Source organism: Pseudovibrio flavus (assembly GCF_009711345.1).
In the GTDB taxonomy this organism is placed as follows: domain Bacteria; phylum Pseudomonadota; class Alphaproteobacteria; order Rhizobiales; family Stappiaceae; genus Pseudovibrio; species Pseudovibrio flavus.
On sequence record NZ_SMMA01000056.1, the window covers coordinates 80,166 to 104,231 of the forward strand.

Annotated in this window: 19 protein-coding genes; 6 read left to right on the forward strand and 13 right to left on the reverse strand. The window is 52.4% G+C overall.

Annotated features, from left to right (window positions below):
- Positions 1-82: 82 nt before the first annotated feature.
- From E1162_RS05595 to E1162_RS05605, 3 genes are read right to left on the reverse strand one after another with little or no spacing between them, the layout of a single operon-like run.
- Entirely contained in the window at positions 83-739 is a 657-nt protein-coding gene (locus tag E1162_RS05595; RefSeq protein WP_155128062.1) for an ABC transporter ATP-binding protein, read from the reverse strand.
- On the reverse strand, positions 740-1,507 hold the full coding sequence (locus E1162_RS05600) for an ABC transporter permease (protein WP_155128065.1): 768 nt from the start codon (positions 1,505-1,507) through the stop codon (positions 740-742).
- Positions 1,508-1,516: 9 nt separating this feature from the next.
- The gene (locus tag E1162_RS05605) at positions 1,517-2,977 is read right to left on the reverse strand and encodes a KpsE/RkpR family capsule polysaccharide export protein (protein ID WP_155128068.1); all 1,461 of its coding nucleotides are present in this window, start codon (positions 2,975-2,977) and stop codon (positions 1,517-1,519) included.
- Positions 2,978-3,336: 359 nt separating this feature from the next.
- Here E1162_RS05605 and E1162_RS05610 point away from each other — a divergent pair, with 359 nt between their 5' ends.
- On the forward strand, positions 3,337-3,687 hold the full coding sequence (locus E1162_RS05610) for a hypothetical protein (protein WP_155128071.1): 351 nt from the start codon (positions 3,337-3,339) through the stop codon (positions 3,685-3,687).
- Positions 3,688-3,752: 65 nt separating this feature from the next.
- Here E1162_RS05610 and E1162_RS05615 read toward each other — a convergent pair whose 3' ends face one another.
- The 4 genes from E1162_RS05615 to puuE form a co-directional block, all read right to left on the reverse strand.
- Positions 3,753-6,905, reverse strand: a complete 3,153-nt coding sequence (locus E1162_RS05615) for an efflux RND transporter permease subunit (protein ID WP_155128074.1) — start codon at positions 6,903-6,905, stop codon at positions 3,753-3,755.
- Between the two features lie 34 nt (positions 6,906-6,939).
- Positions 6,940-8,232 carry an efflux RND transporter periplasmic adaptor subunit gene (locus E1162_RS05620; RefSeq protein WP_155128077.1) on the reverse strand — a complete coding sequence of 431 codons (1,293 nt, stop codon included), beginning with the start codon at positions 8,230-8,232 and terminating at the stop codon, positions 6,940-6,942.
- Between the two features lie 275 nt (positions 8,233-8,507).
- Complete coding sequence (locus E1162_RS05625; RefSeq protein ID WP_155128269.1) at positions 8,508-9,188, reverse strand: L,D-transpeptidase; 681 nt, start codon at positions 9,186-9,188, stop codon at positions 8,508-8,510.
- 347 nt (positions 9,189-9,535) lie between these two features.
- Positions 9,536-10,447: an allantoinase PuuE gene (gene puuE / locus E1162_RS05630; RefSeq protein WP_155128080.1), complete on the reverse strand. Its 912-nt coding sequence runs from the start codon at positions 10,445-10,447 to the stop codon at positions 9,536-9,538.
- 272 nt (positions 10,448-10,719) lie between these two features.
- Between puuE and E1162_RS05635 the strand changes: the two genes are divergently transcribed.
- The 4 genes from E1162_RS05635 to E1162_RS05650 all read left to right on the forward strand — a co-directional run bounded on the left by E1162_RS05635 (position 10,720) and on the right by E1162_RS05650 (position 16,365).
- The gene (locus E1162_RS05635; protein WP_155128083.1) at positions 10,720-10,947 is read left to right on the forward strand and encodes a hypothetical protein; all 228 of its coding nucleotides are present in this window, start codon (positions 10,720-10,722) and stop codon (positions 10,945-10,947) included.
- Between the two features lie 254 nt (positions 10,948-11,201).
- On the forward strand, positions 11,202-11,750 hold the full coding sequence (locus E1162_RS05640; RefSeq protein WP_155128086.1) for a PadR family transcriptional regulator: 549 nt from the start codon (positions 11,202-11,204) through the stop codon (positions 11,748-11,750).
- 26 nt (positions 11,751-11,776) lie between these two features.
- Positions 11,777-12,880 carry an efflux RND transporter periplasmic adaptor subunit gene (locus tag E1162_RS05645; RefSeq protein ID WP_155128089.1) on the forward strand — a complete coding sequence of 368 codons (1,104 nt, stop codon included), beginning with the start codon at positions 11,777-11,779 and terminating at the stop codon, positions 12,878-12,880.
- Positions 12,877-16,365, forward strand: a complete 3,489-nt coding sequence (locus E1162_RS05650) for an efflux RND transporter permease subunit (RefSeq protein WP_155128092.1) — start codon at positions 12,877-12,879, stop codon at positions 16,363-16,365. Before E1162_RS05645 ends, E1162_RS05650 begins: the two co-directional genes overlap by 4 nt.
- 230 nt (positions 16,366-16,595) lie before the next feature.
- On the opposite strand, the gene pssA is transcribed toward E1162_RS05650, so the two are convergent.
- From pssA to E1162_RS05675, 5 genes are all read right to left on the reverse strand, one after another.
- Positions 16,596-17,438 carry a CDP-diacylglycerol--serine O-phosphatidyltransferase gene (pssA, locus tag E1162_RS05655; RefSeq protein WP_371311821.1) on the reverse strand — a complete coding sequence of 281 codons (843 nt, stop codon included), beginning with the start codon at positions 17,436-17,438 and terminating at the stop codon, positions 16,596-16,598.
- Positions 17,439-17,477: 39 nt separating this feature from the next.
- Positions 17,478-18,179: a phosphatidylserine decarboxylase gene (locus E1162_RS05660; protein WP_155128095.1), complete on the reverse strand. Its 702-nt coding sequence runs from the start codon at positions 18,177-18,179 to the stop codon at positions 17,478-17,480.
- A 101-nt stretch (positions 18,180-18,280) separates the two neighbouring features.
- Positions 18,281-20,221, reverse strand: coding sequence for an ABCB family ABC transporter ATP-binding protein/permease (locus E1162_RS05665; RefSeq protein ID WP_155128098.1), 1,941 nt, complete (start codon positions 20,219-20,221; stop codon positions 18,281-18,283).
- Between the two features lie 35 nt (positions 20,222-20,256).
- Entirely contained in the window at positions 20,257-20,628 is a 372-nt protein-coding gene (locus E1162_RS05670) for an ArsR/SmtB family transcription factor (protein ID WP_155128101.1), read from the reverse strand.
- Between the two features lie 172 nt (positions 20,629-20,800).
- Positions 20,801-22,183: an Ig-like domain-containing protein gene (locus tag E1162_RS05675; RefSeq protein ID WP_155128104.1), complete on the reverse strand. Its 1,383-nt coding sequence runs from the start codon at positions 22,181-22,183 to the stop codon at positions 20,801-20,803.
- A gap of 230 nt (positions 22,184-22,413) precedes the next feature.
- On the opposite strand from E1162_RS05675, the gene E1162_RS05680 reads away from it, so the two are divergent.
- Positions 22,414-22,980, forward strand: coding sequence for an LOG family protein (locus E1162_RS05680; RefSeq protein ID WP_155128107.1), 567 nt, complete (start codon positions 22,414-22,416; stop codon positions 22,978-22,980).
- 110 nt (positions 22,981-23,090) lie between these two features.
- On the opposite strand, the gene rarD is transcribed toward E1162_RS05680, so the two are convergent.
- On the reverse strand, positions 23,091-24,041 hold the full coding sequence (gene rarD / locus E1162_RS05685) for an EamA family transporter RarD (protein WP_155128110.1): 951 nt from the start codon (positions 24,039-24,041) through the stop codon (positions 23,091-23,093).
- Positions 24,042-24,066: the final 25 nt, after the last annotated feature.

The window sequence follows — 24,066 nt, forward strand, 5'->3', positions numbered from 1 at the left end:
CCCAATATAGACAGATAGAACTTTGAACTCCGATGCAATGCGTTGGATTTGCGAATTTTATTCGCGGTTCTTGAGTCCCAAGCTAAGCCATCTGATTGCTGCTGTGCTGAGCAAGCGCCTCGTTCAGATCATCATACATCGTCAGCTTTCCTTCATGCAGAAGACAGCCCACATTGCAAAGCTTCTTGAGTGTGCCATCAGAGTGGGAAATCATGATAATATTGGATTTTTCCAGCTTGCTCTGAAAGACCTCATCACATTTCTTTTTGAACCGTGCGTCGCCCACCGCCGTCACCTCATCAATGAGGTAGTATTTGAAATCGATGGCCATACTCACGCCAAACGCAAGCCTTGCTCTCATGCCCGACGAGTAGGTTGAAATAGGCAAGCGCATAGAAGCTCCAAGCTCGGAAAAGTCCTCTACGAAGTCAATCATCCGCTCCGTGTCTTCGCCATACATCCGTGCAACAAACCGGATGTTTTCAATGCCGGTCATATTGCCGGAAAAGCCACCAGCAAACCCCAGCGGCCATGAAACCTTTACATGGCGTTTTATCGTCCCCTCATCCGGTAGCTCTGCTCCGGCAATCAAACGCATGAGCGTGGACTTGCCCGCGCCGTTATGGCCGACAATGCCGATGTTCTTTCCCTTTGGAAATTTCATCGTCAAGTTCTCGATGATGACCTTCTCGACACCCTTGAGCCGATAGGTTTTGCGAACGTTCTTAAACTCTATCATCTACTGCACCTTCTTCCGGTACAGCCGCTCACCGCTGAAGCCAAAAAGCAGCAGCACCAGCGCAAAGGACAGCAGATAGGTCTTATCGAGAATGATGCTGTCGTAGTAGCCATAGTAGCCTTCCCGCACCCACTCGACACCATGCAGAACCGGATTCCAAGCAAGTAACCGGTAGATTTCAGGCGGGAACTCACTGGGGATGTAAAAGATGCCAGAGAGGAAAAAGAGAGGGCGGGAGAGTATTGCCTCGACCTGTTTCCAAGTCGGCCATAAGCGCAGTAAAACCGCGTTAGTGACGCCACCACCAAGGCCCAACAACCCAATGGCAGCCAGCGCGAGAATGACCTCCTCCAATCGCTTGGGAAAGAACCCCTCACCGACCACAATCAAGCATCCATAGAACAGCATCATTATGAGGGCGTATGTCATTGAGACAAAGATGAACTTCGCCAGCAGCAAGTCCGTCTCTTTCACCAGCGGATAGGTGAGTAGGCCCTTTCCTTGCTGGACGGCCGTCATGAGCGAACTCGTGAGCTTGTTATAATACTGGAAGGTGAAAATGCCCGTCCCGAAGAAAAGCGCAAAGCTTGTTCCTATTGACGGGGGCCTGCCAATGGCGGCAAAGATCCCAACCAACACCATAGTGCTAAGGGTTGGCTGAAAGACCGCCCAGAAATAACCAAGCTGCGAATTACCGAAGGCAACCCGTGTTTCCCTCAGCACCAACGCCCCAAGAACCCTACTCTGCGTGACAAGAACCCCATCCATAACAGGTACCTAGCGCAGATGATCGCGTATGGAATAGGTCAGCAGCAAACCGAGGGACCAGAGGGCGAGCAATACCCCAAACAACAACAGCGAGTTGGTGGTTCGCCGTGGGTAAATAGCCGTTTCAGGTTTTGATGGAGCTTGGAAGACTGCCAGATACCGCTGCTGACGATCAGCCTCTGCTCTACTTCGCTCAAGCCCTGCCATAGCAGCCGTATAGGCTTGCTGGGCAAACTCCTGCTCTATCAATAGCTCCTCATAGCTTGCCAGCATACTGGATAGAGAGGTATTCAGCCGATCTCCATTGCTGTCGCCACTAGTCCCCGCTTGCGAATGCCCTGAGGGCCCGGCAATTTCCGCCTGCTTCAAGGTGATCTGCTCCAACAACGCCGCTTCTTGCTTGCGCAGTTGCCTGAGAGTTGGGGAGCTTTCATCAATGGTACCCACGAGGGTTGCAAGCCTAGAGCGTGTATCTATGAGCTGCCGCTCAAGCTGGGCAACAAGCTCAATTTGAACCTCTGCGTTTTTGGTGGGATCAAGCGCACTTTTGTTTTCGCGAAACTCCCGCATTCGGCCGCGGATCATGCGCAATCGCAGCTCAGCACGAGACACCTCTTCCTCTGCAAAGCGAACCGCATCGCGGCGCACATTCTCAGAAAGGGTATTCACCAGCCCTTCGCTGTAGTTCAAAACCAAACTGGCAAGGTTAAAGGCTTCATCTGCTGAAAACGCTTCGACCTCGACAGTGATAATGCTGGAAGTACTGTCAAAGCTGGTATTGATCATCCAGTCCCAATAGCCAACAAATCCTTCAATCGGGATCGCAGGATCCAGCCGATAGAGAAAGTCTACGTTGGCGTCGCTGTAATGCTCTCGTAGCCCCATATCCTTGCTCAGCCGCTCTACAACCTCGCGGCTACGCAGATAGTCCATCAAGATATAGGAGTCTGTTGTTGTAGAGCCTGAACTGGCTACACCTGTAAGAGCACCCAGAAAGTCGCCGCCGACAGCACCAGCCTCAACTCCGCGCACAGCAAAGCCAACGCTTGCCGAATACCGATCAGAAGCGATGAAGGCGAAATAGAGCGTCCCTAAAAGAGCAGGAAGAAGCACGGCCAAGGCGAATGAGAGAGCAACGGCTCTACGCCGCTTTTGCTGCGGGCGCAGCCCTACCCCAATCAGCTTTTGCCAGAGGCCTTTGGCTTCCTTCTTAACTTTTTTATTCTTTACCGGAAGCGGTACAACAGCAGCCAAACCGCCCTTTTTTGCAGCAGCTGTTTTTGCAAGTTCCTTCTCGGCCTGCGCCAACTTCTCTTGCTGCTGCTTCACGCTGGCCTCCGCCTTTGCTGAGGGCTGAACTGCAACTTCACCACTTGCTGTTTTCTGAGCTGGAGGGGGTGTTTGAGCACTACCTGCATCACCGCTCGCAGAAGCGTTCTGGCCAACAGCCTTTGCCCCATGCTTATCCATAGAATCTCCGGTCCACTGAATAGTTGCCCGCGCAGCCGAAGGCCACAGCAATAAAATTACCTAAGGACACAGTGACCATATTCGAAGTTCAATTCAACATTGATTTCAACTTTACCCAAAAACTCAATGTAAAACCTAGCATTATTGCCATTTAATACTTATTGATTTTTCAATGCTGATAATACCTCTGACTTATTTTCCATTAATAACAAATAACCATAAATGCAGAATGAGATATCGACGACGAAACACAAACACGGACAGAAATTTATTCTAAAATTTTCATAGATCACTTAGCCGAGCACTCAGGTATTTCGTGTAGTCTTTTCAAATTGGCAAGACGAACAAGTGAGAGCGGAATGCGACCGACAACGACATCCAGCCTTCATGAACACATAGTCGCCTGTGAGAAAATTCTGGAGGCATGTGGCGAAAACTTATGGCTCCGAAACCTAGAGGCCACGCGCATTATAGATGCAGCTGGAAACAAGCAGGTAGACCTAGACCTGCTGCTCTCGTATTTCTCCGGTTCTGACGGGTTTGAGGAGCTGACCCTCTCCAAGAGAAATGGCCACACCCTCTATGATGAGGATGAGGAGTTGATGGCAAACTCACGCCTTTGCGAACTTCGCCTATCAATATTTCATCTAGCCCAGAAATATAAGGAGAACGGCGCCGACGTAATAAACGTTCTGGCAGCGCGTTTCTAACAGCAGCAAACGATACTCGAAAATGAAAAAGGCGAGGTAGATAAACTCCTCGCCTTCTTTTTTGCTTATGCGTCTTTTGCTCTGATGGCTTTTTCCATCTCGTCAATAACGCGTTGTTCTTCCATATGGCGCGGCTTGCTAAAGCGGGCCAACAGCAGGTAGGCCGCTGGAGTGAGGAACATGGTTGCAATAGTTGCAAAGCCAAGGCCGCCCACAATCACCCAGCCCAGTTCCATACGCGCTTCAGAACCCGCGCCGGAGGCAAGCACTAGAGGCACACCGCCAAGAACGGTAGAGATAACGGTCATGAACACCGGACGCAGGCGGATCAAACACGCATCATGGATGGCGTCGTAAACGCTTTTTCCTTCCTCGCGCAGCTGGTTGGCAAACTCCACGATAAGAATACCGTTTTTCGCCATAAGCCCCACAAGCAGAATGATGCCGATCTGACTATAAACGTTCACCGAACCGCCAGCGAGACCCATGGCGATAATGGCCGCGGCCACACCAAAAGGAACCGTTGCAAGGATTACCGTCGCGCTGATGAAGCTTTCAAACTGAGCACCCAGAACAAGGAAGACCACAAGAACCGCAAAGGCGAAGGTGATTGCAACGTTGCTGGATGTTTGCTCCATAAGCGCTGCTTCACTGAGCAAGATGGTGTTTACGCCTGAAGGAAGCACTTCATCAGCAATGCGGCGCATATCATCCACGGATTGGGCAAGGTCGTAGCCGTCTGTCAGGCCGACAGACATTGGCACAGCGCGCTGCTGTTCCTCACGGGTGAGCGACGGAGCAACAGCTTCTTCTTCAATCGTGATGATAGAAGACAGCGGTATCATGGTGCCATCACCGGAGCGGATGAAGACGTTTTCCAGATCGCGGGTGGAGCGCAGCGGCATGCCACCAGCTTCCATTACCATCGGAATACCATCGTCCTCAATGAACAGTTCCGCAACCTCACTGCCATCAAGCAGCATACGGAGATTAGAGGCTACAGTTTCTGCAGAAAGGCCGAGGTCTTTTGCCCGCTCACGATCCACATGCACGCGAAGCTGCGGCTGCGTGGTGTCGTAGCTGATGTCGATACGGCCAATCTTATCGCCTAGCTGGTCCTGAAGCGCGTTGGAAAGCTCCTGAGCACTTCTTGAGAGCGTATCATAGTCCGCACCGATCAAAGCAAAGCGGAGGCCTTGGCCAGCACCGCGAACGCCCAGCGTGTTTGGCTGCATGATGAAGACCATTGCACCTGGAATTTGCTGAACCTGACGGTTCATCTCAGCAACGATCTCGCTCTGGCCTCGCTCACGTTCAGACCATTCTTTTAGCGACATGATGATGAAGCCACGGTTTTTACTGCCACCCATGCCAGAAATGGACATGATGGTTTCAGCTTCACCGTTATCGACATACTTCTGCGCGATGCCCTCAATCTGCGCCAGCTTGCTACGGGTATGATCGAGGTTGGAACCCTGATCCGTACGCACCACCATGAAGATAAAGGAGCGATCTTCGGTTGGGGTCAGTTCCTGCGGCAGATTGAAGTACTGGAAGTAGCCGTAGGTACAGAAGGCAACGGATACAGCGACAACAACCAGAGGCGCTTTTAGGCTCAGGTTCAAGAGCTTGGAGTAAAGCTCAACACATGCACGGCCAAACTTTTCAATCGCGAACCAGAGGATAGAGATACGGCGGGTTTCATCACGGGTTTTATTGCGCAGCAAGCGGCTGGCCATCATCGGCGCAAGTGTGAGCGCCACAAAGGACGATAGCATCACGCAGATTGCGAGCACGAAGCCGAACTCGGAGAACAGCTTGCCAACACTACCCGGCAGGAACGAGATTGGAATAAACACCGCAGCAAGCGTTGCTGTAGTCGTGATAACAGCGAAGAAAACTTCACGGGTGCCAAGAATTGCCGCCGCTCGTGGTCCCTCGCCTTTCTCAAGGCGCTTAGAGATATTTTCCAAAACAACGATTGCGTCATCCACCACCATACCGGTGGCGAGCAACAGGGCGAGAAGCGTTAGAATGTTGGCGGAGAAGCCAACGATCCAGATACCTGCAATGGCACCTGTAAGCGCAACTGGCACAGTAACTGCCGGAATAAGCGTAATACGCAGCGAGCCAAGGAACAGCATGATAACGCCAACAACGATGGCTGTAGCCATGATGAGCGAGATCACCACCTCCCAGATCGCATTGGATACGAAGATCGCATCATCACTGGTGATCTGGATGTTTACGCCTTCAGGAAGCTGGGTTTTAAGACGCTCGATTGCTTCCTTCACACCGTCAGAAATCTCGATGGTGTTGGAATTGGCCGAGCGAATGATACCCATACCGACGGCTTGCTTACCATTAATGTATGCGCCGGTTGCTGCATCGTCCGGCCCATAGGTCACAACGGCCACATCCTTGATACGGGTGGTCTCGTTGATCTTGACCATCGCGATATCTTCGGCAGTCTCGATATCACTGTTGGCGCGAATGTAGATTTCCTGCCCTTCGGTCTCCAAAGCACCGCCGGATGTATCCATCGCCAGTTCAAGCAGGATCTTGCGCAGCTCGTCGTAAGTCAGACCACGGCTAGAAAGAGCGGAGATATCGATAGCAATTTTGAAGATCGGTTCGCGGCTACCGTATACATCGACACTGGCAACACCCGGCACAGAGGCAAAGCGGTCTACAATGTCGTCTTCAACGAGCTGCGACAGGTCTTCAATCTTCATGGTCTCGGAAGAAACCACAAGGCGAAGGACTGGATCAGCGTCAGCGTCCGCCTTCACGACGATAGGAAGGTCAGCTTCTTCGGGCAGACGGCCAGAGATAGCGCCCACACTGTCACGCACATCGTTGGCTGCTTCACCAACATCAACACCATCTTCAAACTCGATGGTCACGCGGGAGCGGCCATAAGTGGAGTTGGAAGAGATAGTCTGAATGCCGGAGGTACGGGCAACAGCCTTTTCAACCACACTGGTGATTTCGGTATCAATCACCTCTGGCGGCGCACCGGAATACATTGTGGTTACGGAAATAACGGGCCTGTCGATGTTGGGCATTTCGCGTACTTCAACACCCATCAAGGCCGCAATACCTGCCACAATAAGCAGCAGGTTCATAACGATAGCCAGAACCGGACGGCGCACACTAACGGCGTAGATGCCGCTGAGGTCTTCCGGCTTCAGCTTTTGGTCATTGTTGTCAGTCATCAAGGCAAATCCTGCTCACATACCGCTATCAGTCTCAACCAGCTGTGCTGGCAGATTGTGCATTGGGTGCTTGTTGAGGTTTTGCCCCGGAAATGGCCGGTGCTGTTTCTGGTGCCATGCGTTTGTCAGGCGTTACATCCAACGGCAGGCCCGGCTCACGCATGACCTTTACTGTTGCGCCCTGACGTAGACCGCGCACTGCCTCGGTGATGATGACCTCACCCGGCATGACATCCCCTTCCACGAGGATGTAAGTTGCACCGCGCTCGATGATCGTTACAGGAACGCGCTGTGCTTTACCTTCGCGGGCAAGCCATACGAAGGAGCCGTCGTTATCCCACTTCACGCCCATTGCAGGAACAGCGGGACGGCTTTCGCCTTCAAGAACAACATTCACATCAAAAGCCAGACCTGCACGAAGCAGATCCTGCGGATTATCAATCGTCGCCCGCATCTTCAATGTACGGGAAACTGGGTCCAGTCGGTTATCGATCTGAGAAAGGTGGCCAACAAACGTCTGGCCTGCGACAGCCTCTGTGCGAAGCTCAACTTTGTCGCCGATTTTCACTTTGTTGGAGAAGCGCTCAGGCACCACAAACTCAACCAGCAACTGGCTGCGGTCATCCAGACCGGCAATGCGGGAGCTTTGTGTTACATAGTCACCGATCTCGACATCGATGATACCAAGAATACCATCAAACGGGGCAAGCACAGAGCGGCGCTGAAGGTTTAGTTTAGCCTGTTCAACAGCAACAACAGCCTGCTGCTGCGCCAACTCGGCTTGGGAGAGCTGAACAGTGGAGATGGTGTTGGTCTTAATAAGCTTCTTGTAGCGTTCTACTTGATCGATTGCGTCTTGCAGCTCAACTTCTGCTTTGCGGAGCGCAAGCACTTCCTCGGTATCATCAAGGGAGAGAAGGATATCGCCTTTGCTCACGCGGTCGCCGCCTTTTACGTTGATTTCAGCAACGCGGCCGGAGCTTTCTGGATAAAGATCGGTCTTGCGAATTGCTTTGGCCGTGCCAATCGCTTTTACAAATGCATCGCTTTCGCCCATGACAACGTTGGTTGCACGCACAAGCACTGCACGCCCTGCACCACCGCGCATACCTTTAGCGCCTTGTGGGCCGCCACGAGCCATTGCCGCGCTGCCCTTTTGCTGACCAGCGCTGCCTGCTGCACTTTGTTCAGGCCACAGGGTTAAACCAACTTTTTCTAACAGGGGAACGGGCTCAGAAAACAGAGCTGGCTTTCCAATATATAGGCCCAGTGTTCCAACGAGGCCAGCCGACACAAGCACAGTAACTAGCTGCTTTGAGCGCGCCATACAAATTCTCTCCAATCGTCCGTGCAGTGGCCTTTTTACGTTTTTCTGCCCGATTTGGGCCAACTGCTACTCCGGAGCCTACCATATTTTCAGGTTGTCCGATTTAAAGGCTACTCTTAGCGTCTCTAAGAAAAGTATGCGCGTCTGCTCTATATCAATTTGGTATCGAAATTCGCCAATTTTCCCTGTTGCGACAGTTTGTTACAATTTTAAAAGCGCCAACCTGTGTTCTTCAACATGGTTGGCGCCCAAGCAGGTTTGAAACCCGTTTTGTGTTACGCGACGCGTGATGGACGAACCACAACCCGCGTTCCAGATGGTACGCGGTTATAGAGGTCGATTATATCCTGATTTAGCATGCGGATACAGCCACTGGAGACGTTACGGCCAATGGACCAGTTCTCGTTGGTTCCATGAATTCGATAGAGCGTATCCTGACCGTTATGGAACAGGTAAAGCGCGCGTGCGCCAAGCGGGTTATGAAGGCCGGGCTCCATACCATTGCGGTATTTTTCCAGCTTAGGCTGACGGGCAATCATGGATGCTGGCGGGGTCCAACGCGGCCAAGGGCGCTTGAACTTTACAACGGCATCACCTGCCCACTCAAAGCCGGCGCGACCAACGCCAACGCCATAACGCATGGCAGAGCCATCACCACGTACGAGGTAAAGGAAACGCTCGTTTGGATCGACAACGATAGTGCCTGCTCTTTCAGGTCCGTTATAGGCTACGACCTGACGCAAGTACTTGGAATCTGGGACTTCCATCAAGTTTACAGCAGGGATCGGGAACTTCTCCGTCGGCACTGCTGCATACATTGCAATGTAATAGGGATCCTTGCGCAGATCGCCTGTCGGCTGTGGCTGCTGCGGCTGACTGTAGGTTACTGTGCTGCTTTGATAGCTGGTAGATGCACACCCTGCCAGAAGGAGAGACGCAGCACCTGTAAGAAACATGCGGCGAGAAAAACGTGCGGTGAAGAGGCTTTCACCCGTAGAATTGTCTGCGCCGGAATTGGCTGCTGAGATCTCGGAATTAGACACTTTTTATCCCTATTTGTTTATCAGCGATTTCTAATAATCACTGTTCTTTTTAGTTGTTCTAAGGGTGACAGGAAAACCTTTTCCAATTCCGCTCAGTAACAAGATTTTGAATGGGGAGTGATCAAGGGAACATGAAAAGTTTGGAAGCACTGTGACCGTAGTATTGCTGAAGTTGGATTGTTTTTAGACAAAACAAAAACGGGGCAGTTTTCCGCCCCGTTTTAGCCTAGAATCCTGATGAAAACCTGAGAATTTTCTGTTTATTCCGGTTTAAAGTTGTCGTGCCAGTGCTTGGCAATATCTACCCTTCGGGTAACCCAGACATCACTGTGCGTCATAACATAGTCGAGGAACTTCTTTAGTGCGGCGGCCCGGCCCGGTCTTCCTGCCAAACGGCAGTGCAGCCCGATAGACAGCATCTTGGGTGCACCGGCCTGTCCTTCAGCGTAGAGCATGTCGAAGCTGTCCTTCAGATACGTGAAGAACTGGTCGCCGCTATTGAATCCTTGCGGCGTTGCAAAGCGCATGTCGTTGGTGTCCAGCGTGTATGGAATGACCAGATGCGGCCCTTTTGGTCCGTCCACCCAATAAGGCAGGTCGTCCGAATAGCTATCGGAATCGTAGAGGAAGCCGCCCTCCTCCATGATGAGGTCACGAGTATTTTCCGAGCAGCGGCCCAGATACCAGCCTGTTGGCCGCTCGCCAGTTGCTTCCTCATGGATGCGGATCGCCTCTTCCATATGGTAGCGCTCTTCGCTCATAGGGAAGTCTTTATACTCTATCCACTTAAGGCCGTGGCTGGCAATTTCCCATCCAGCCTCTTTCATCGCCGCAACGGCTTGCGGATTACGCGCAAGTGCTGTTGCAACGCCGTACACCGTTACGGGCATATTGTGATCTGTAAATAAACGCCAAAGCCGCCAGAAACCAGCGCGGGAGCCATACTCGTAAATGGACTCCATATTCATATGCCGCTGGTTAGGCCAAGGCTGCGCTCCGACGATTTCTGACAGGAACGCTTCGGAAGCCGGATCACCGTGGAGAATATTATTCTCTCCGCCTTCTTCGTAATTGATGACGAACTGTAGAGCGAGTTTTGCGCCCTTAGGCCACTTAGGATCAGGCGTATTGCGCCCGTAGCCAATCATGTCACGAGGATACTCTGAAACCATTTTGAACCCCTAGTATTTTCACTAGGCCATGCAACAAGATAGCTCTTTGAAATGCAAGAGGGGCTGCTCCCCATCTAATCATTGTCAGCAAGATTTTGCTAAAGGCGGTTAAGGCAAAGGCCGAGGGATACCCTTAAATATTGGGGCGTAGTTGGCATTAGCGGTTTAATCAGGAGTTCTTTGTAGGCTGCGGCAAATTATACATATGTCAGTATTTTGCCGCATTTACCGCGCTTGATAACCAAACCGGACAGAAAAAGAGAACAACTCAAATGCCGAGCCTGAAAGCCAAGTCTGACCCAACACGATACGCAGAACTCATTGAGTTAGAAGAAAGACTCGATGAGCGTATCAGGAAGATGCAAAAACTTTTAAGTTCGGCCAAACCTAAATCCGGCTCCGAGGCTCTCTCCCTGCTTCGCAAGGCTTTTCCAAAATCCTCATTGCAGGATCGTATCAAAGCAATGGACCTGCCAAAGCACCACAGTGCCCCAAGGTAATTTTTTCTAAAAACCATACCTTGCAAACACAGCACGTTGCACAACATATGAGCGCAACTGTTGCACGCTAGTACCAAAGCAAAAATAAGCCTTTTCCCTATTGCCACATGATTGACATATATCAAGTCGATACGTATATACCCTAAGCGTATCGACCCGATATAGCATGCTGTGTGATCGAGACAGCACTGCGGACCGTATGTTGTCGCTGATCACAGAGCTCAATAGAAGCAACTGGAAGGACGGCATACCCTATGAGCACCCGTAAGTTCTGTTTGGCAGTTCTGTTTTGCCATGACGCTACAGGCTACGAGATCCGCAGGATTGCCGGTGAAGGTCGCTTTGCCTTCATTACAGAGGCTGGCTACGGCTCCATTTATCCTTGCCTTTCCAAGCTGGAAAGCGAGGGGTTGGTGACCGTTAGTGAAGAGTTTGCCCCCAGCAAGCCTCCCAAAAAGATCTACTCCATTACCAATATTGGCAAGGAAGCATTTGTGAACGAGCTCATGGAACTCCCTGCCCATGACACCTTCCGCTCGCCATTTTTGCTGGTTTCCCTCTTTGCACAATACCTTGATGCCGATTTTATAGCGCGCGCCATTGATGCGCGTGAGGCGTATTTGCGTGACAAGCTTTCAGAGCTTCGGGCGCAGGCCACCGAGTGCTGCAATCCGGCCTCTCAGTGGACCATGGAATACGGAATTACGACGCTAACCGCGTCACTCGAATATTTGCAAAAACATCGTTCCAGGCTTGAGGAGATTGCTCGTGAAGCATCCTCCCAACCTCAAGCCGCAGAATAAGGCCGAAGGTCTCGGCGGAGTTTAAAATGACCATTCGATTTTCTTATATTCTTGCAGCCGGTATTACCGCCTCCATTGCTGTGTGGATGGCATCCGGCACCGTCGTTGTTGGCGGACAAGGCCAGACGGAGGGTTCTGTTCCTCCTCCGGCCGAACGATTGAAGCTTGCCCAGTCTGAAAAGCAGTCTGTACGGGTGAAAACGCTTGTTGCGATGCCGCGTGAAGCGACCTTGGAAATTCGCGGGCGTACCGAGGCAGACACCAAGGTGGAAGTGCGCTCAGAAACAACAGGGCGCGTTGAAAAGCGCTATGTGAGTGAAGGTCAGGTGGTTAAGCCGGGTGACCTGCTGTGCTTGCTGGACAAAGGTGCTCGGGAAGCCAAGGTCTTGCAGGCCAATGCCCTGCTTGCGCAAGCGGAACTTGATTTTGCTGCAGCCAGCAGCCTGAAGGACAAAGGCTTTGCCGCAGACACCCGCGTTGCCGCGCTTAAAGCCACCCGCGATGCGGCAAAGGCTCAACTGCACGAAGCCGAGCTTGAGCTTTCCCGTGTTGAAATCCGCTCACCAGGTCACGGTATGGTCGAAAGCCCGATGGTTGAGGTTGGTTCTATCCTCCAGACCGGCCAGATCTGCGCGACAATCATTGACCATGACCCGATGCTTGCCATTGGTCAGGTGGCTGAAACCAGCATTATGGATGTGTTCTTAGGTCAGGAAGCGGAAGTTTCTCTGGTTACCGGCCAGACCGTACCGGGCAAAGTTCGCTATATCGCCCCATCTGCACAGGCTGACACCCGTACCTTCCGTATCGAAGTTGAAGTCGCAAACCCTGACTTGACCATTCTTGACGGCATTACTGCAGTCACTTCGCTCAAGCTGCCAAGCGAGAAGGCACACTTCACAACTCCGGGCATTCTGACGCTGGATGACAAAGGCAATGTGGGCGTTCGCGCTGTCGCTGCTGATGACAGCGTTGTCTTCCACCCAGTGGAAGTGATCGGCGGCGACACTGAGGGCGTATGGCTTAAAGGGCTTCCTGAGACCGTCAACGTGATTGTCGTTGGTCAGGACTATGTGAAGGAAGGCCAGTTTGTTGTTCCTGTCAGCGAGAACGGGGAGGCTCGCTCATGATTAATATGCTTGAGGCGGTCCTTAACCGACCCAAAACCGTCTTCACCCTCATGATTGTGATGGTGATCGCCGGTATCATGACCTACATCTCCATTCCCAAGGAAGCTGCACCCGATATTGACGTACCGGTGTTCTATGTTTCCATTTCCCAGCAGGGTATTTCGCCTGAAGATGGCGAGCGCCTCATTGCGCGCCCGATGGAAACGGAACTTCGCGGCCTTGAGGGACTTAAGGAGCTAACCTCGATTTCCTCTGAGGGGCACGTTGGTATCCTTCTGGAATTCGATATCAGCTTCGATAAGGACAAAGCGCTTGGCGACGTTCGTGACAAGGTAGATCAGGCTCAGGGCAAAATCCCTGAGGATGCTGACGAGCCGACCATCAACACCGTCAACATGGCTTTGCAGCCAACGCTTGCTGTTGCTCTTTCTGGTGATGTGCCTGAGCGTACCCTGTTCAAGGCCGCCCAGCGCATTCAGGATGTGATCGAAGCAATCCCTACCGTTAAGGAAGCTAATCTTTCCGGTTCCCGTGATGAGCTTTTGGAAGTCATCATCGATACGATGAAGATGGAAGCCTATCAGGTTACCCAGAATGATCTGCTGAACGCCCTTTCCCTCAATAACCGCCTCATTCCGGCTGGCTTTATGGATGGTGGCAAGGGCCGCTTTAACGTCAAGGTTCCCGGCCTCGTTGAAACGGCTGACGATGTCTTCTCCCTTCCGCTCAAGCAGAGCGGTGAAGGCGTCGTTACACTTGGCGATATCGCGACGATCAAGCGGACCTTCAAAGACGCCTCCGAGTATACGCTTGTAAACGGCCAGCCAGCGATTGTTCTGGAAGTCGTCAAGCGTATCGGCGAGAACATCATTGAAAACAACGCTGCCGTTCGTGCAGCCGTTGATGAAGCAACCAAGGACCTGCCTTCCAGCATTCAGGTCAGCTACATGCTGGATGAGTCCGACAATATTTTCCAGATCCTCGGCTCTCTCCAGTCGTCCATCATGACAGCAATCTTCCTTGTGATGATTGTGGTCGTGGCTGCCCTTGGTCTGAAATCCGCGCTCCTCGTTGGTATGTCCATTCCAACATCGTTTATGGTGGGCTTCCTGATCCTTTCCGCACTCGGCATGACCGTGAACACCATGGTTATGTTCGGCCTAGTGCTGACAGTAGGTATGCTGGTGGATGGCGCCATCGTTATGGTGGAGTACGCCGACCGTAAAGCTGCCGAGGGTATGGAACCGAAGGCAGCTTACATTCGCGCATCCAAGCTGATGTTCTGGCCGATTGTGTCCTCTACTGCAACAACACTGGCAGCCTTCCTGCCTATGCTGTTGTGGCCGGGCGTTCCGGGCGAGTTCATGAGCTACCTGCCGATCATGGTGATCATCGTTCTGTCCGCATCGTTGCTGACTGCTATGGTCTTCCTTCCGGTTACAGGCGGCATCGTGTCATCTATTGGAGCTTTCCTTGGCCGGTTTGCCGAGTACATCTTCACCCTGATCACAGCACCGGTTCTTGGTCTTGTAGTTGCTAACCTGCCGTTCGTAGCTGCTGGCTTGGGCCCTCAAGCAGCTAAGGGTGCAGGCGCGCTAATTGCTATTGCCAGCCTTTACCCACTCTACAAACTCTTTACGAAACTGTTTGCTTTCTCCCGTCAGCGCGCTCAGGCACGTCGTGATGAGGAACTTGAAGACGCACGCGTCTTCATGCGTGACCACAAGTTTGACCCTAAAGAGATCAAAGGCTTTACCGGCTACTATGTACGGACGCTGAAGTTCTTTATTTCTCGTCCGCTCGGTTCCCTTGCCATTATGGTCGGTATCGTCGGCGTGTGCGCAACGATCCTTGTTTCCTTCATCGGCAACAACAAGGGCGTGGAGTTCTTCATTGAAGAAGAGCCGGAACTGGCCAACGTGTTTATTTCCGGACGCGGAAACATGTCTGCAGCTGAATCCCTCGTTCTTGTTAATGAGGTCAGCAACATCGTTATGGAAATTCCGGGCGTAGAAAACGTGATCGCCACGGCGTTCCCTAGTGGTCTTGATGGAGGCTCTGGTGGGCAGGACAAGCCAGTTGACGTTATCGGCCAGCTGAACCTTGAGTTTGACAACTACTGCTGCCGCCGCGCGGGCATGAAGATCTTTGAAGATATCCGTGAGCGCACTGCCAATCTTGCAGGCATCAAGGTAGAGGTGCGCAAGGTAGAAGGCGGTCCGCCAACCGGTAAGGACATCCAGCTCGAGGTCAAGTCCGACAACTACGCGGCCGTGGTAGCGGCAGTGGAGCGCGTTCGCACCCACTTGGACAAGATGGAAGGTCTTTTAGACCAGGAAGACAGTCGTCCCCTGCCGGGTATCGAATGGGTCATCAACATCGATCGTGATAAAGCTGCCCGCTACAAGGCTGATATCGCGCCAGTTGGTGCAATGGTCCAGATGGTCACCAACGGTGTGATGATCGGCTCCTACCGCCCAACCGATGCAGAAGACGAAATCGACATTCGTGTTCGTCTTCCTGAAGAAGAGCGTACCCTTGATCGCTTTGACCAGCTTCGTCTGCAAACAGAGCTTGGTCAGGTTCCGCTTTCCAACTTCATTGATCGTCAGCCGCAGCAGAAGGTTTCCTCCATCACGAGAACCGATGGTTACTACTCCATGCGCTTGAAAGCGACGGTTGATAAGGGCGCTGGCTTCATCGTTGATGAAAAGGTGAAGGAGCTGCAGACATGGATTGATGCGCAGCTATGGCCGGAGAACGTGAACCTTGCCTTCCGCGGTGCGGATGAGGAGCAGAAAGAATCCGGTGCCTTCCTGATGAAGGCGATGATCGGCTCCCTGTTCTTGATGTTCATTATTCTTGTGACGCAGTACAACAGCTTCTACCAGAGCTTCCTGACCCTCTCGACGGTGATTATGTCCGTGTTTGGCGTGCTACTTGGTATGCTGATTACAGGACAGAAGTTCTCCATCATCATGACGGGTACGGGGGTTGTCGCGCTTGCCGGTATTGTGGTGAACAACGCTATCGTTCTCATAGATACCTACAACCGTCTGCGAAGTGAAGGTGATGATCCACTGGATGCAGTGCTCAAAACATCCGCACAGCGTATCCGTCCGGTTCTTTTGACCACAATCACCACGATTGCCGGTCTTATCCCGATGGCGACGCAGATCAACCTCGACTTCTTTAATCAGGTGATCACCTATGGCGGAACAACATCTGCTTGGTGGGTTCAGCTTTCAACAGCGATTATCTCCGGTCTGGGCTTCTCTACCGTACTGACGCTGATCGTTATTCCAAACATGTTGGCTGTTCCATACGTTTGGGGTGGCTTCTTTAGAAGGTTGTTCGGTCGCAGAACAAAGGTTGATGGAACCCTACTCGCGGCAGCTACCATTGCAGAGGTTAGCGAGGATGTGCCTGCCATAGAGCAAAGCGGCGATCCAAAGCCAAAGCACATTCCAGTCGCTGCGGAATAACAAGGCAACATCGCCCGCCTTCTCAAAAGGTGGGCGGTGTTTTTTGATACCCTTAGAAATACATAAGGACGGGCCAGAGGCAAAAGCGTTCCATAGCGAGCCCTATCCTTCAGGATCATGCTTTCACCTCAGTGAGGCACCTGATCACCCCACAAACAAAAAGGCCGCTGAACACATCAGGTTCAGCGGCCTTTTTCTATTTCTATAAGCCTTAAGCTTGTTTTGCTGGATCAGCTTTCTTTTGGTGCTGCAAGGGCTGCTTTCTTTTCCTCATCGGCGCGTACATGCGTCCGGTACGCTCTAAAAGCGAAAGGAATAGAAACGAGGTAGCCCGCTGCAAACACGGTTAGAACCTCTGAAGGATAGCTTACAAGAAGCGCAACCAAAGCGACTGCTGCAACAAACAGCGGAAGCACCCATTCGCGGCTAATGCGGTTACCAAGCTGCTTACCGGAGAAGGTCGGCAACTGGCTCACCATCAACAAGCCCACAAACACAGAATAAAGCGCTACAGGCGCTGCGAGGAACTCCCAGTGTGGAACGCCCAGCTCTTCAATGTAGATCGGCAAAAGCACAACCAGCGCGCCTGCGGGGGCTGGAACGCCTGTAAAGAACTTGTTCGCCCACTTGGGCTTGTTCGGGTCATCCAGCGCCACGTTAAAGCGGGCAAGACGCAGTGCGCAGCAGATTGCGTAGATCAGTGCTGCGATCCAGCCGAGGGATTTCACCTCGTCCAACATCCAAGCATAGAGGATGATTGCAGGAGCAACACCGAAGTTTACAAAGTCTGCAAGAGAGTCCAGCTCTGCACCAAAGCGCGAGGTGCCTTTGACAAGGCGTGCCACACGTCCGTCCAACCCATCCAAAATGGCCGCGACAACAATACCTGCGATGGCGTAGTGCCAACGCTCTTCAAACGCCATACGCATAGCCGTTAGACCGGCGCATAATGCAAGCAACGTCACCACATTTGGCAGGATCATGCGGATCGGCACACGCTGGAAACGTGCGCGCCGCGGTTTCTTGTTATTTCGAGACCCGCCAGGGTCATATGGAGAAAAGGGTGCAGTCACGCGGCCTCACCTTCGAGCATCATTACTTTGTGTTTTTGTTTAGGAAACGCGGGTAACGACTTCCACATTTTCCTGATTGCTCAAATCGGCGATGATGCTTTCGCCGGCAACCATAGTCTGACCAATCGCAACTTGCGGCTTTGTGCCAGCAGGCATGTAAACATCAAGACGGGAACCAAAGCGGATGAGACCAAAACGGTCACCTGCGGAAATGGTCTCGCCTTCTTTTACAAAACAAACGATACGGCGGGCAACCAAGCCTGCGATCTGAACAACACCGATGCGGTGGTTTTCATTTTCGATGATCAAGCCGTTGCGCTCATTGTCTTCACTGGCTTTATCCAGTTCAGCATTGAGGAACTTGCCAGCTTTGTAAGCGATGCGAGTCACTTTACCTGCAATTGGAGAGCGGTTCACATGGCAGTTAAACACGTTCATGAACACGCAAACGCGCATCAGTGGCTCTTCACCCATGTCCAGCTCTTTTGGAGGAACAGCAGGGCCGATAAGGCATACGGTGCCATCTGCAGGAGAAACCACGAGACCGTCCTTAACAGGGGTGACACGCGGCGGATCACGGAAGAAGTAGCAAACCCAAAGGGTGATAAACAGACCAATCCAGAACAGCGGGTCCCAGAACCAGCCGAGGATGATGGTCAAGGTGGCTGCGATTACAATGAAGGGATAGCCTTCTTTATGAATCGGTACCAAGGTTTTTGAAATCGTATCTGCCAAAGACATGTGCACCACCTATAATCAAGTCATTCTGAAATAAACAGAACAAGCCCCAATGGCTATATAGGCCATTGGAGCGACAATTTTACCCTAATTCGTGTTTTGTCTTAGCGTTGTCTGCCGAGGGATTCAATCTCGGTTTCTTCTATGGAGACGCCACGCGTAACAATCCCCGCATCTTTCCCGCGGATTTCGTTAAGTTTCGCCTCAACTTCGTCAACTTCACGCTGACGGGCCCACATGGAAGCATAAAGACCTTTTTGTGCCAAAAGCTCCTGATGGGTGCCCTGCTCTACTGCTACACCGGCCTGCAAGACGAGAATCTTATCTGCATTGACGACCGTTGACAGGCGGTGGGCGATAACCAACGTGGTGCGGTTTTTGGAAACCAGATCGAGGGCCGACTGGATTTCCTGCTCGGTATGGGTATCGAGTGCAGAGGTTGCTTCGTCCAGAATGAGGATAGGTGGAGCCTTCAAAATGGTACGGGCGATTGCAACACGCTGCTTTTCACCGCCAGAGAGTTTCAGACCGCGCTCACCCACTTCGGTATCAAAACCGGCAGGCAGTGCTTCGATGAACTTGTCGATCTGCGCCATACGGGCTGCTTCACGCACCTCTTCATCCGTTGCATCAGGGCGGCCATAGCGGATGTTGTAGGCGATGGTGTCGTTAAACAGAACAGTGTCCTGCGGCACCATACCGATGTGATGGCGAAGGGACTTCTGCGTCACATCACGAACATCGATACCATCAATCTCGATGGAACCGCCGGTCACGTTGTAGAAGCGGAACAGCAAACGGGAGATAGTGGATTTGCCAGCACCGGACGGGCCAACTATGGCCAGCGTGCTGCCAGCAGGCATATCGAAGTCGATGCCCTTCAGGATCGGACGTTCCTCGTCATAGTGGAACTTCACATCCTTAAAGGTGATACGACCCTCTTTCACGTCCAGCGCCGGTGCATCAGGCTTATCCTGAATTTCAGGCTCAACGGAAAGCACGTCGAACATAGCTTCAAGGTCAGCAATGCCCTGACGGATTTCACGATAGATGAAACCGATGAAATTCAGCGGCATGGAAAGCTGCATCAGGAGCGCGTTGATCATGACGAAATCGCCGATGGTCTGCTCCCCAGCCTGCACGGCCATCGCGGACATAGCCATACACACGGTCATACCAACGCCGAGGATCAGCGCCTGACCGAAGTTAAGCCATGCGAGGGACGTCCATGTTTTGATAGCCGCACGCTCATAGCCAACCATTGCTTTGTCAAAGCGCTGCTGTTCCATCTCCTCATTACCGAAGTACTTCACGGTTTCGAAGTTGAGCAGGCTATCGACGGCCTTTTGGTTGGCATCGTTGTCGGCAGCGTTCATATCGCGGCGGATCTGAATACGCTGGTTGGAGACTGAAACCGTGTAGTAGGTGTAGCCGAAGACGGTTAGCGCGACGACGATAACGTAGGAAAAGCCGAACTGGTACCAGATGACGCCAGCCATAATGGCAAACTCGATGATCGTTGGAATACCGTTCAGGATCGTAAAGCGAACAATGCCCTCAATGCCCTTCACACCGCGGTCGATGATGCGGGTAAGACCACCGGTACGGCGACCAAGATGATAGCGAAGGGAAAGCGCGTGTAGATGCTCAAACGTCATATTCGCCAGTTCACGCACCGCATGAAGGCCAACGCTGGAGAACACAGCATCGCGGAACTGGTTAAAGCCAACAGCCAGAACGCGGGCTATGTTATAGGCCAACACCAGCATAACCGGCACCAGCATAAAGTCTGGCAGCCAGTCAGGTAGCGCTTTGGTTTCAGCCAGCGCATCGGTTGCCCAAGCGAAGAAGTAAGGCGAGAACACCGTGACAACTTTAGCGACCAGCAAGGTGGCAATGGCCAAAACAACCCGCCGCTTCAAGTCAGGTCGCGTTTGCGGCCACATGTAGTTCCACAGCGCGGCGAGAGGCCCCAGCAGACTGACTTCGTCTGCATTCAGCTTGCCGTTCTTTGCGCCATTTTTTGTTTGGCTATCGGTACTCATAATCTGGCTTTCTATAGGTTTTGTCGCGCCGCTTGTTATTTCGCATCCTCTTCTTGCTTTTGATTTGCAAGAGCAAGAAGGAAACTCTGACTATCACCGAGTAATTGTGACAGCCCCTCTTCGTTCAACTGGGCACAGGTGGTTCTGCCTTTGGTCTGCAGGGTAATCAGCCCTGCATTGGCAAGCACCTTGAGATGCTGGGAGGTCGTAGACTGGGCAAGAGGCACATTAGACACAATGTCCATGCAGCATTTGTGGGCGTTCTCGGCCATGATCTGCAAAATCTGGAGACGCACCGGATGTGACAGCGCTTTGTAGCGCTCGGCCAGAATTGCCAGTTCGGGTGCAGGAGGTGGGCAGCATTTGGCGTGCCCCTCGTTATCCTGCAATTGGTCTTGGTCGCTCATGGTCTTCCTCAACGCACCAATATCAATTCATCGTAAAAATCCGATATATAGAGATTTTCCCATATTACAAGCCTATTCATCGTATTTTCTCGATATATAGGGGCAAAACAAAAAAGGCGCTGCGGGTGACCCGCAGCGCCTTTTGAAACTTTTTCTGGATTTGACCAGCTCTTTAGTTGGTCTTCCAGTTCAGATCACCCTTAGGCAATACGAACACCTGCCCCGGATAGATGAGGTCAGGATCACGAATTTGGGAATCGTTTGCCTGATAGATGGTGGAGTAGCGCATACCGTCACCGTAGATACGGCGGGAAATGGTCCATAGGTTATCGCCGCGCCGGATGATGACGTTCGGCAGTTCCTTCACGCCAGTGGCAACGACGCCGCCTGCTGTACCGGAAGCTTCACCCGTTGCTGCAACAACAACAGGACGCAGCACAACAACGTCTTTCTCCTTGGCGAAAGTCACCTGTGCACGGGCTTCTACTTTGCCTTCTGCATTGGCTACCTGATCAGCGCGTACTGCAACTTCACCCTCTGGGATCTCTTTGTCAGCTTCTACCAGCCAGCGACCTTTGTTGGTGGTTTGCGCTTCGCCCACAAGCTCATCGCCCACATAAACGCGAACCTTGCTGCCCGGTTCACCTTCACCTGCTACGAAGACTTTGCCTTCTTCAGACTCAACAGCCTCAACACGCAGCTCAGGCTCTGCCTGTGCTACCGGCTGTGTCTGCTCAGCAGGTGTTACTGCTGCAACTTTGGTTTGCTCGGCGGCCTTTTCCTTCAGCTTGCTGGCAAGCTGCGCTTTGGCATTGTCTTCTGCTGTTTGCGGCTCGGCTGCTGCGGTAACCGGCTCCTCAGGGGCTGATGCTTCAGCTACTGCCTCAGGCTCAACTGCGGTGGTTGGCGCTGCCGCTGCTACGTCCTTCTTGGCGTCTTCTTTCATTGCCTGTGCTGCCAATTCAGGCGCATCCGGCAACTGAAGAACCTTGGAAGGCTCATTCGGTGTATTGAGAACAACAAGAACCTCACCGTCCTTCTCTTCCTTTTCAGGAATGGAGACAGCGATGCTCTGTTCTGATTTCACGGTTTCTTTGGTGTCAGCGTCTGTTGCTTCGAGGGTAACATCATGATTACCCGGCTTCATCGGCTCTTCGAGCACGATAGCAAACTCGCCCTGCTTGTTTGCAATGCCTTTGCCGATCACATCGCCATTGGAGACGATTGCAACGATTGCCCCTGCCTCAGAGCGGCCAGCGATGACGGCATCACCGGTTGGCTCTACGCGCATAACGTCAAAGCTTGGTACGACTTCGCCAGCGTTTGTAACGTCAATCTCGGTGGAGGACACATCCTTGGAAGTTTTTGCAGAAGAACTATTGCCGGAACCCAAGCTGGCGTTGCCTTTTACAGCGGTTGCCAGTTTTTCTCCAACATTATCGGGCTTGGCTAAAACGGGCGCTTCTTTACTATTAAAATAGTAAAATGCTCCGCCTATAACCCCGCCTGCAACAATTACTGCTGCCAGCAACCAGCTCAAACCCAACTTTGACATGGTATTCCAATGCTCCTTCAGCCGCGCTTATTAAGGGCAGTGTTTGTGCGCGGGCATCGCCTTGCTGCATTTTACCGACCAACCACTGAGGCTCAATGGTTAAGCTCTACAACTCCCATAATAGGGGCTTTATACATCTTTGGCTATCCGGGCAAGCTTTAGCAAATTGATTTGTCGAGGAAATAATCACCATCTTGACGCCCCGTCGCTTCGGTGTCACAGAAAAACACATGAAAACGTTGAAAAGCATTTGCGTTTATTGCGGCTCTGGCGCGGGCACTGACCCAGCCTATGAAGCTGCGGCCCGCCTACTGGGTCAATCACTTGCACAAGAAGGTATTCGCCTCGTTTACGGAGGCGGATCCGTTGGTCTCATGGGTGCTGTCGCCAATTCCGTTCTGGATGCTGGTGGTCAGGTTTCCGGTGTTATTCCCGAGTTCTTGAAGGACAAGGAAGTTATGCTGGACCGCGCTCATGACCTCATCGTCACCGACGACATGCACGAGCGCAAGCGCTTGATGTTTGAAAAGGCAGACGCGTTTATTGCTCTGCCTGGCGGTATCGGCACCCTTGAAGAGCTGGTGGAAATGCTCACATGGGCACAGCTCGGCCAGCACCAGAAGCCGGTATTGCTTGCCAATATCAATGGGTTCTGGGAGCCTTTGAAGCTTCTTCTCGATCATATGCGCGAAGAAGAGTTTATTCGTCAGGGCTTTGACGTCGACTACGTTATGGTTGATGACATTCGCGAGGCAATCGGCGTACTGCGCGATAAATGCGCTAGCTACCCGGACTAAGCCAGCGAGCGATTATCCTCGCGCATTTGCCATTGCACGCGTAGAGGTATGAAACGAAAAACGGGAGAGGTCACCCTCTCCCGTTTTCTTTTTGTCTAGTCTCAGCACGATTAGCCCTGACGGGCTGCCATAGCCCGCTCGGCCTTTCTACGACGCGCGCGGATCACACCATCAACGGTAAAGATGGCAAGCGAGATCCAGATGATCACGAAGCTGATCAGGCGGTCAGTGGAAAGCGGCTCACCGTATGCCCAAACAGCCAGAATAAACTGCAGGGACGGCGCCACGTACTGCATGAAGCCGACGTAAATCATCGGAATACGCTGCGCACCGTAGGCGAACAGAATCAGCGGGGCAGCGGTAATGATGCCCGTACCAACCAGTGCTGCGAACAGTTCAGGCTGTTCAACCGGTACAACGTTGTAGCCTGTAAAGCCAAGAATAAGCAGCGTAACGAGTGCAAAAGGTGCCATGCAGAGCACTTCTGCAAGCTGGCCGGACAACGCACCAATTGGCAGCTTTTTGCGCACCACAGCGTAGCCTGCAAATGAGAACGCAAGGAACAGCGAAACCCAAGGCAGCGTGCCCATCACAAAGATCTGGTAGCCCACGCCAACCAACGTCAGGCCAACTGCTGCGAGCTGTCCTTTGGTCAAACGCTCGGACAGGAAGATCACCGCAAAAGCTACACTCACCAACGGGTTGATGAAGTAACCAAAGCTTGCGTCCAGCACGCGACCTACTTCAATAGCCCAGATAAAGGCAAGCCAGTTAAGGGAGAGCAGCAGTGAAGCAGCAAGCACCGTGAGGAAAATGCGCTTTGAGCGGAAGATGGCGGTGACAAGGCCAAGCTCGCGGCGCCACCAAAGCAAGCCGCCAACAAAGAACACAGATGCCAGAACGCGGTAGCTCACCACCGCAAGCGCTGGCGCTTCTGCGGTGAGCTTAAAATAAGCGGGGCTCATGCCCCAGATAAAGTAGGCAACAAACGCTGAGAGCAGTCCAACCTTGAACTGCTCCGCCGCATCATGGGACGCGGCGGTGTTTTGAACTTGCGCCATTTCTAGTACTCCGGCCTCTTCAGGC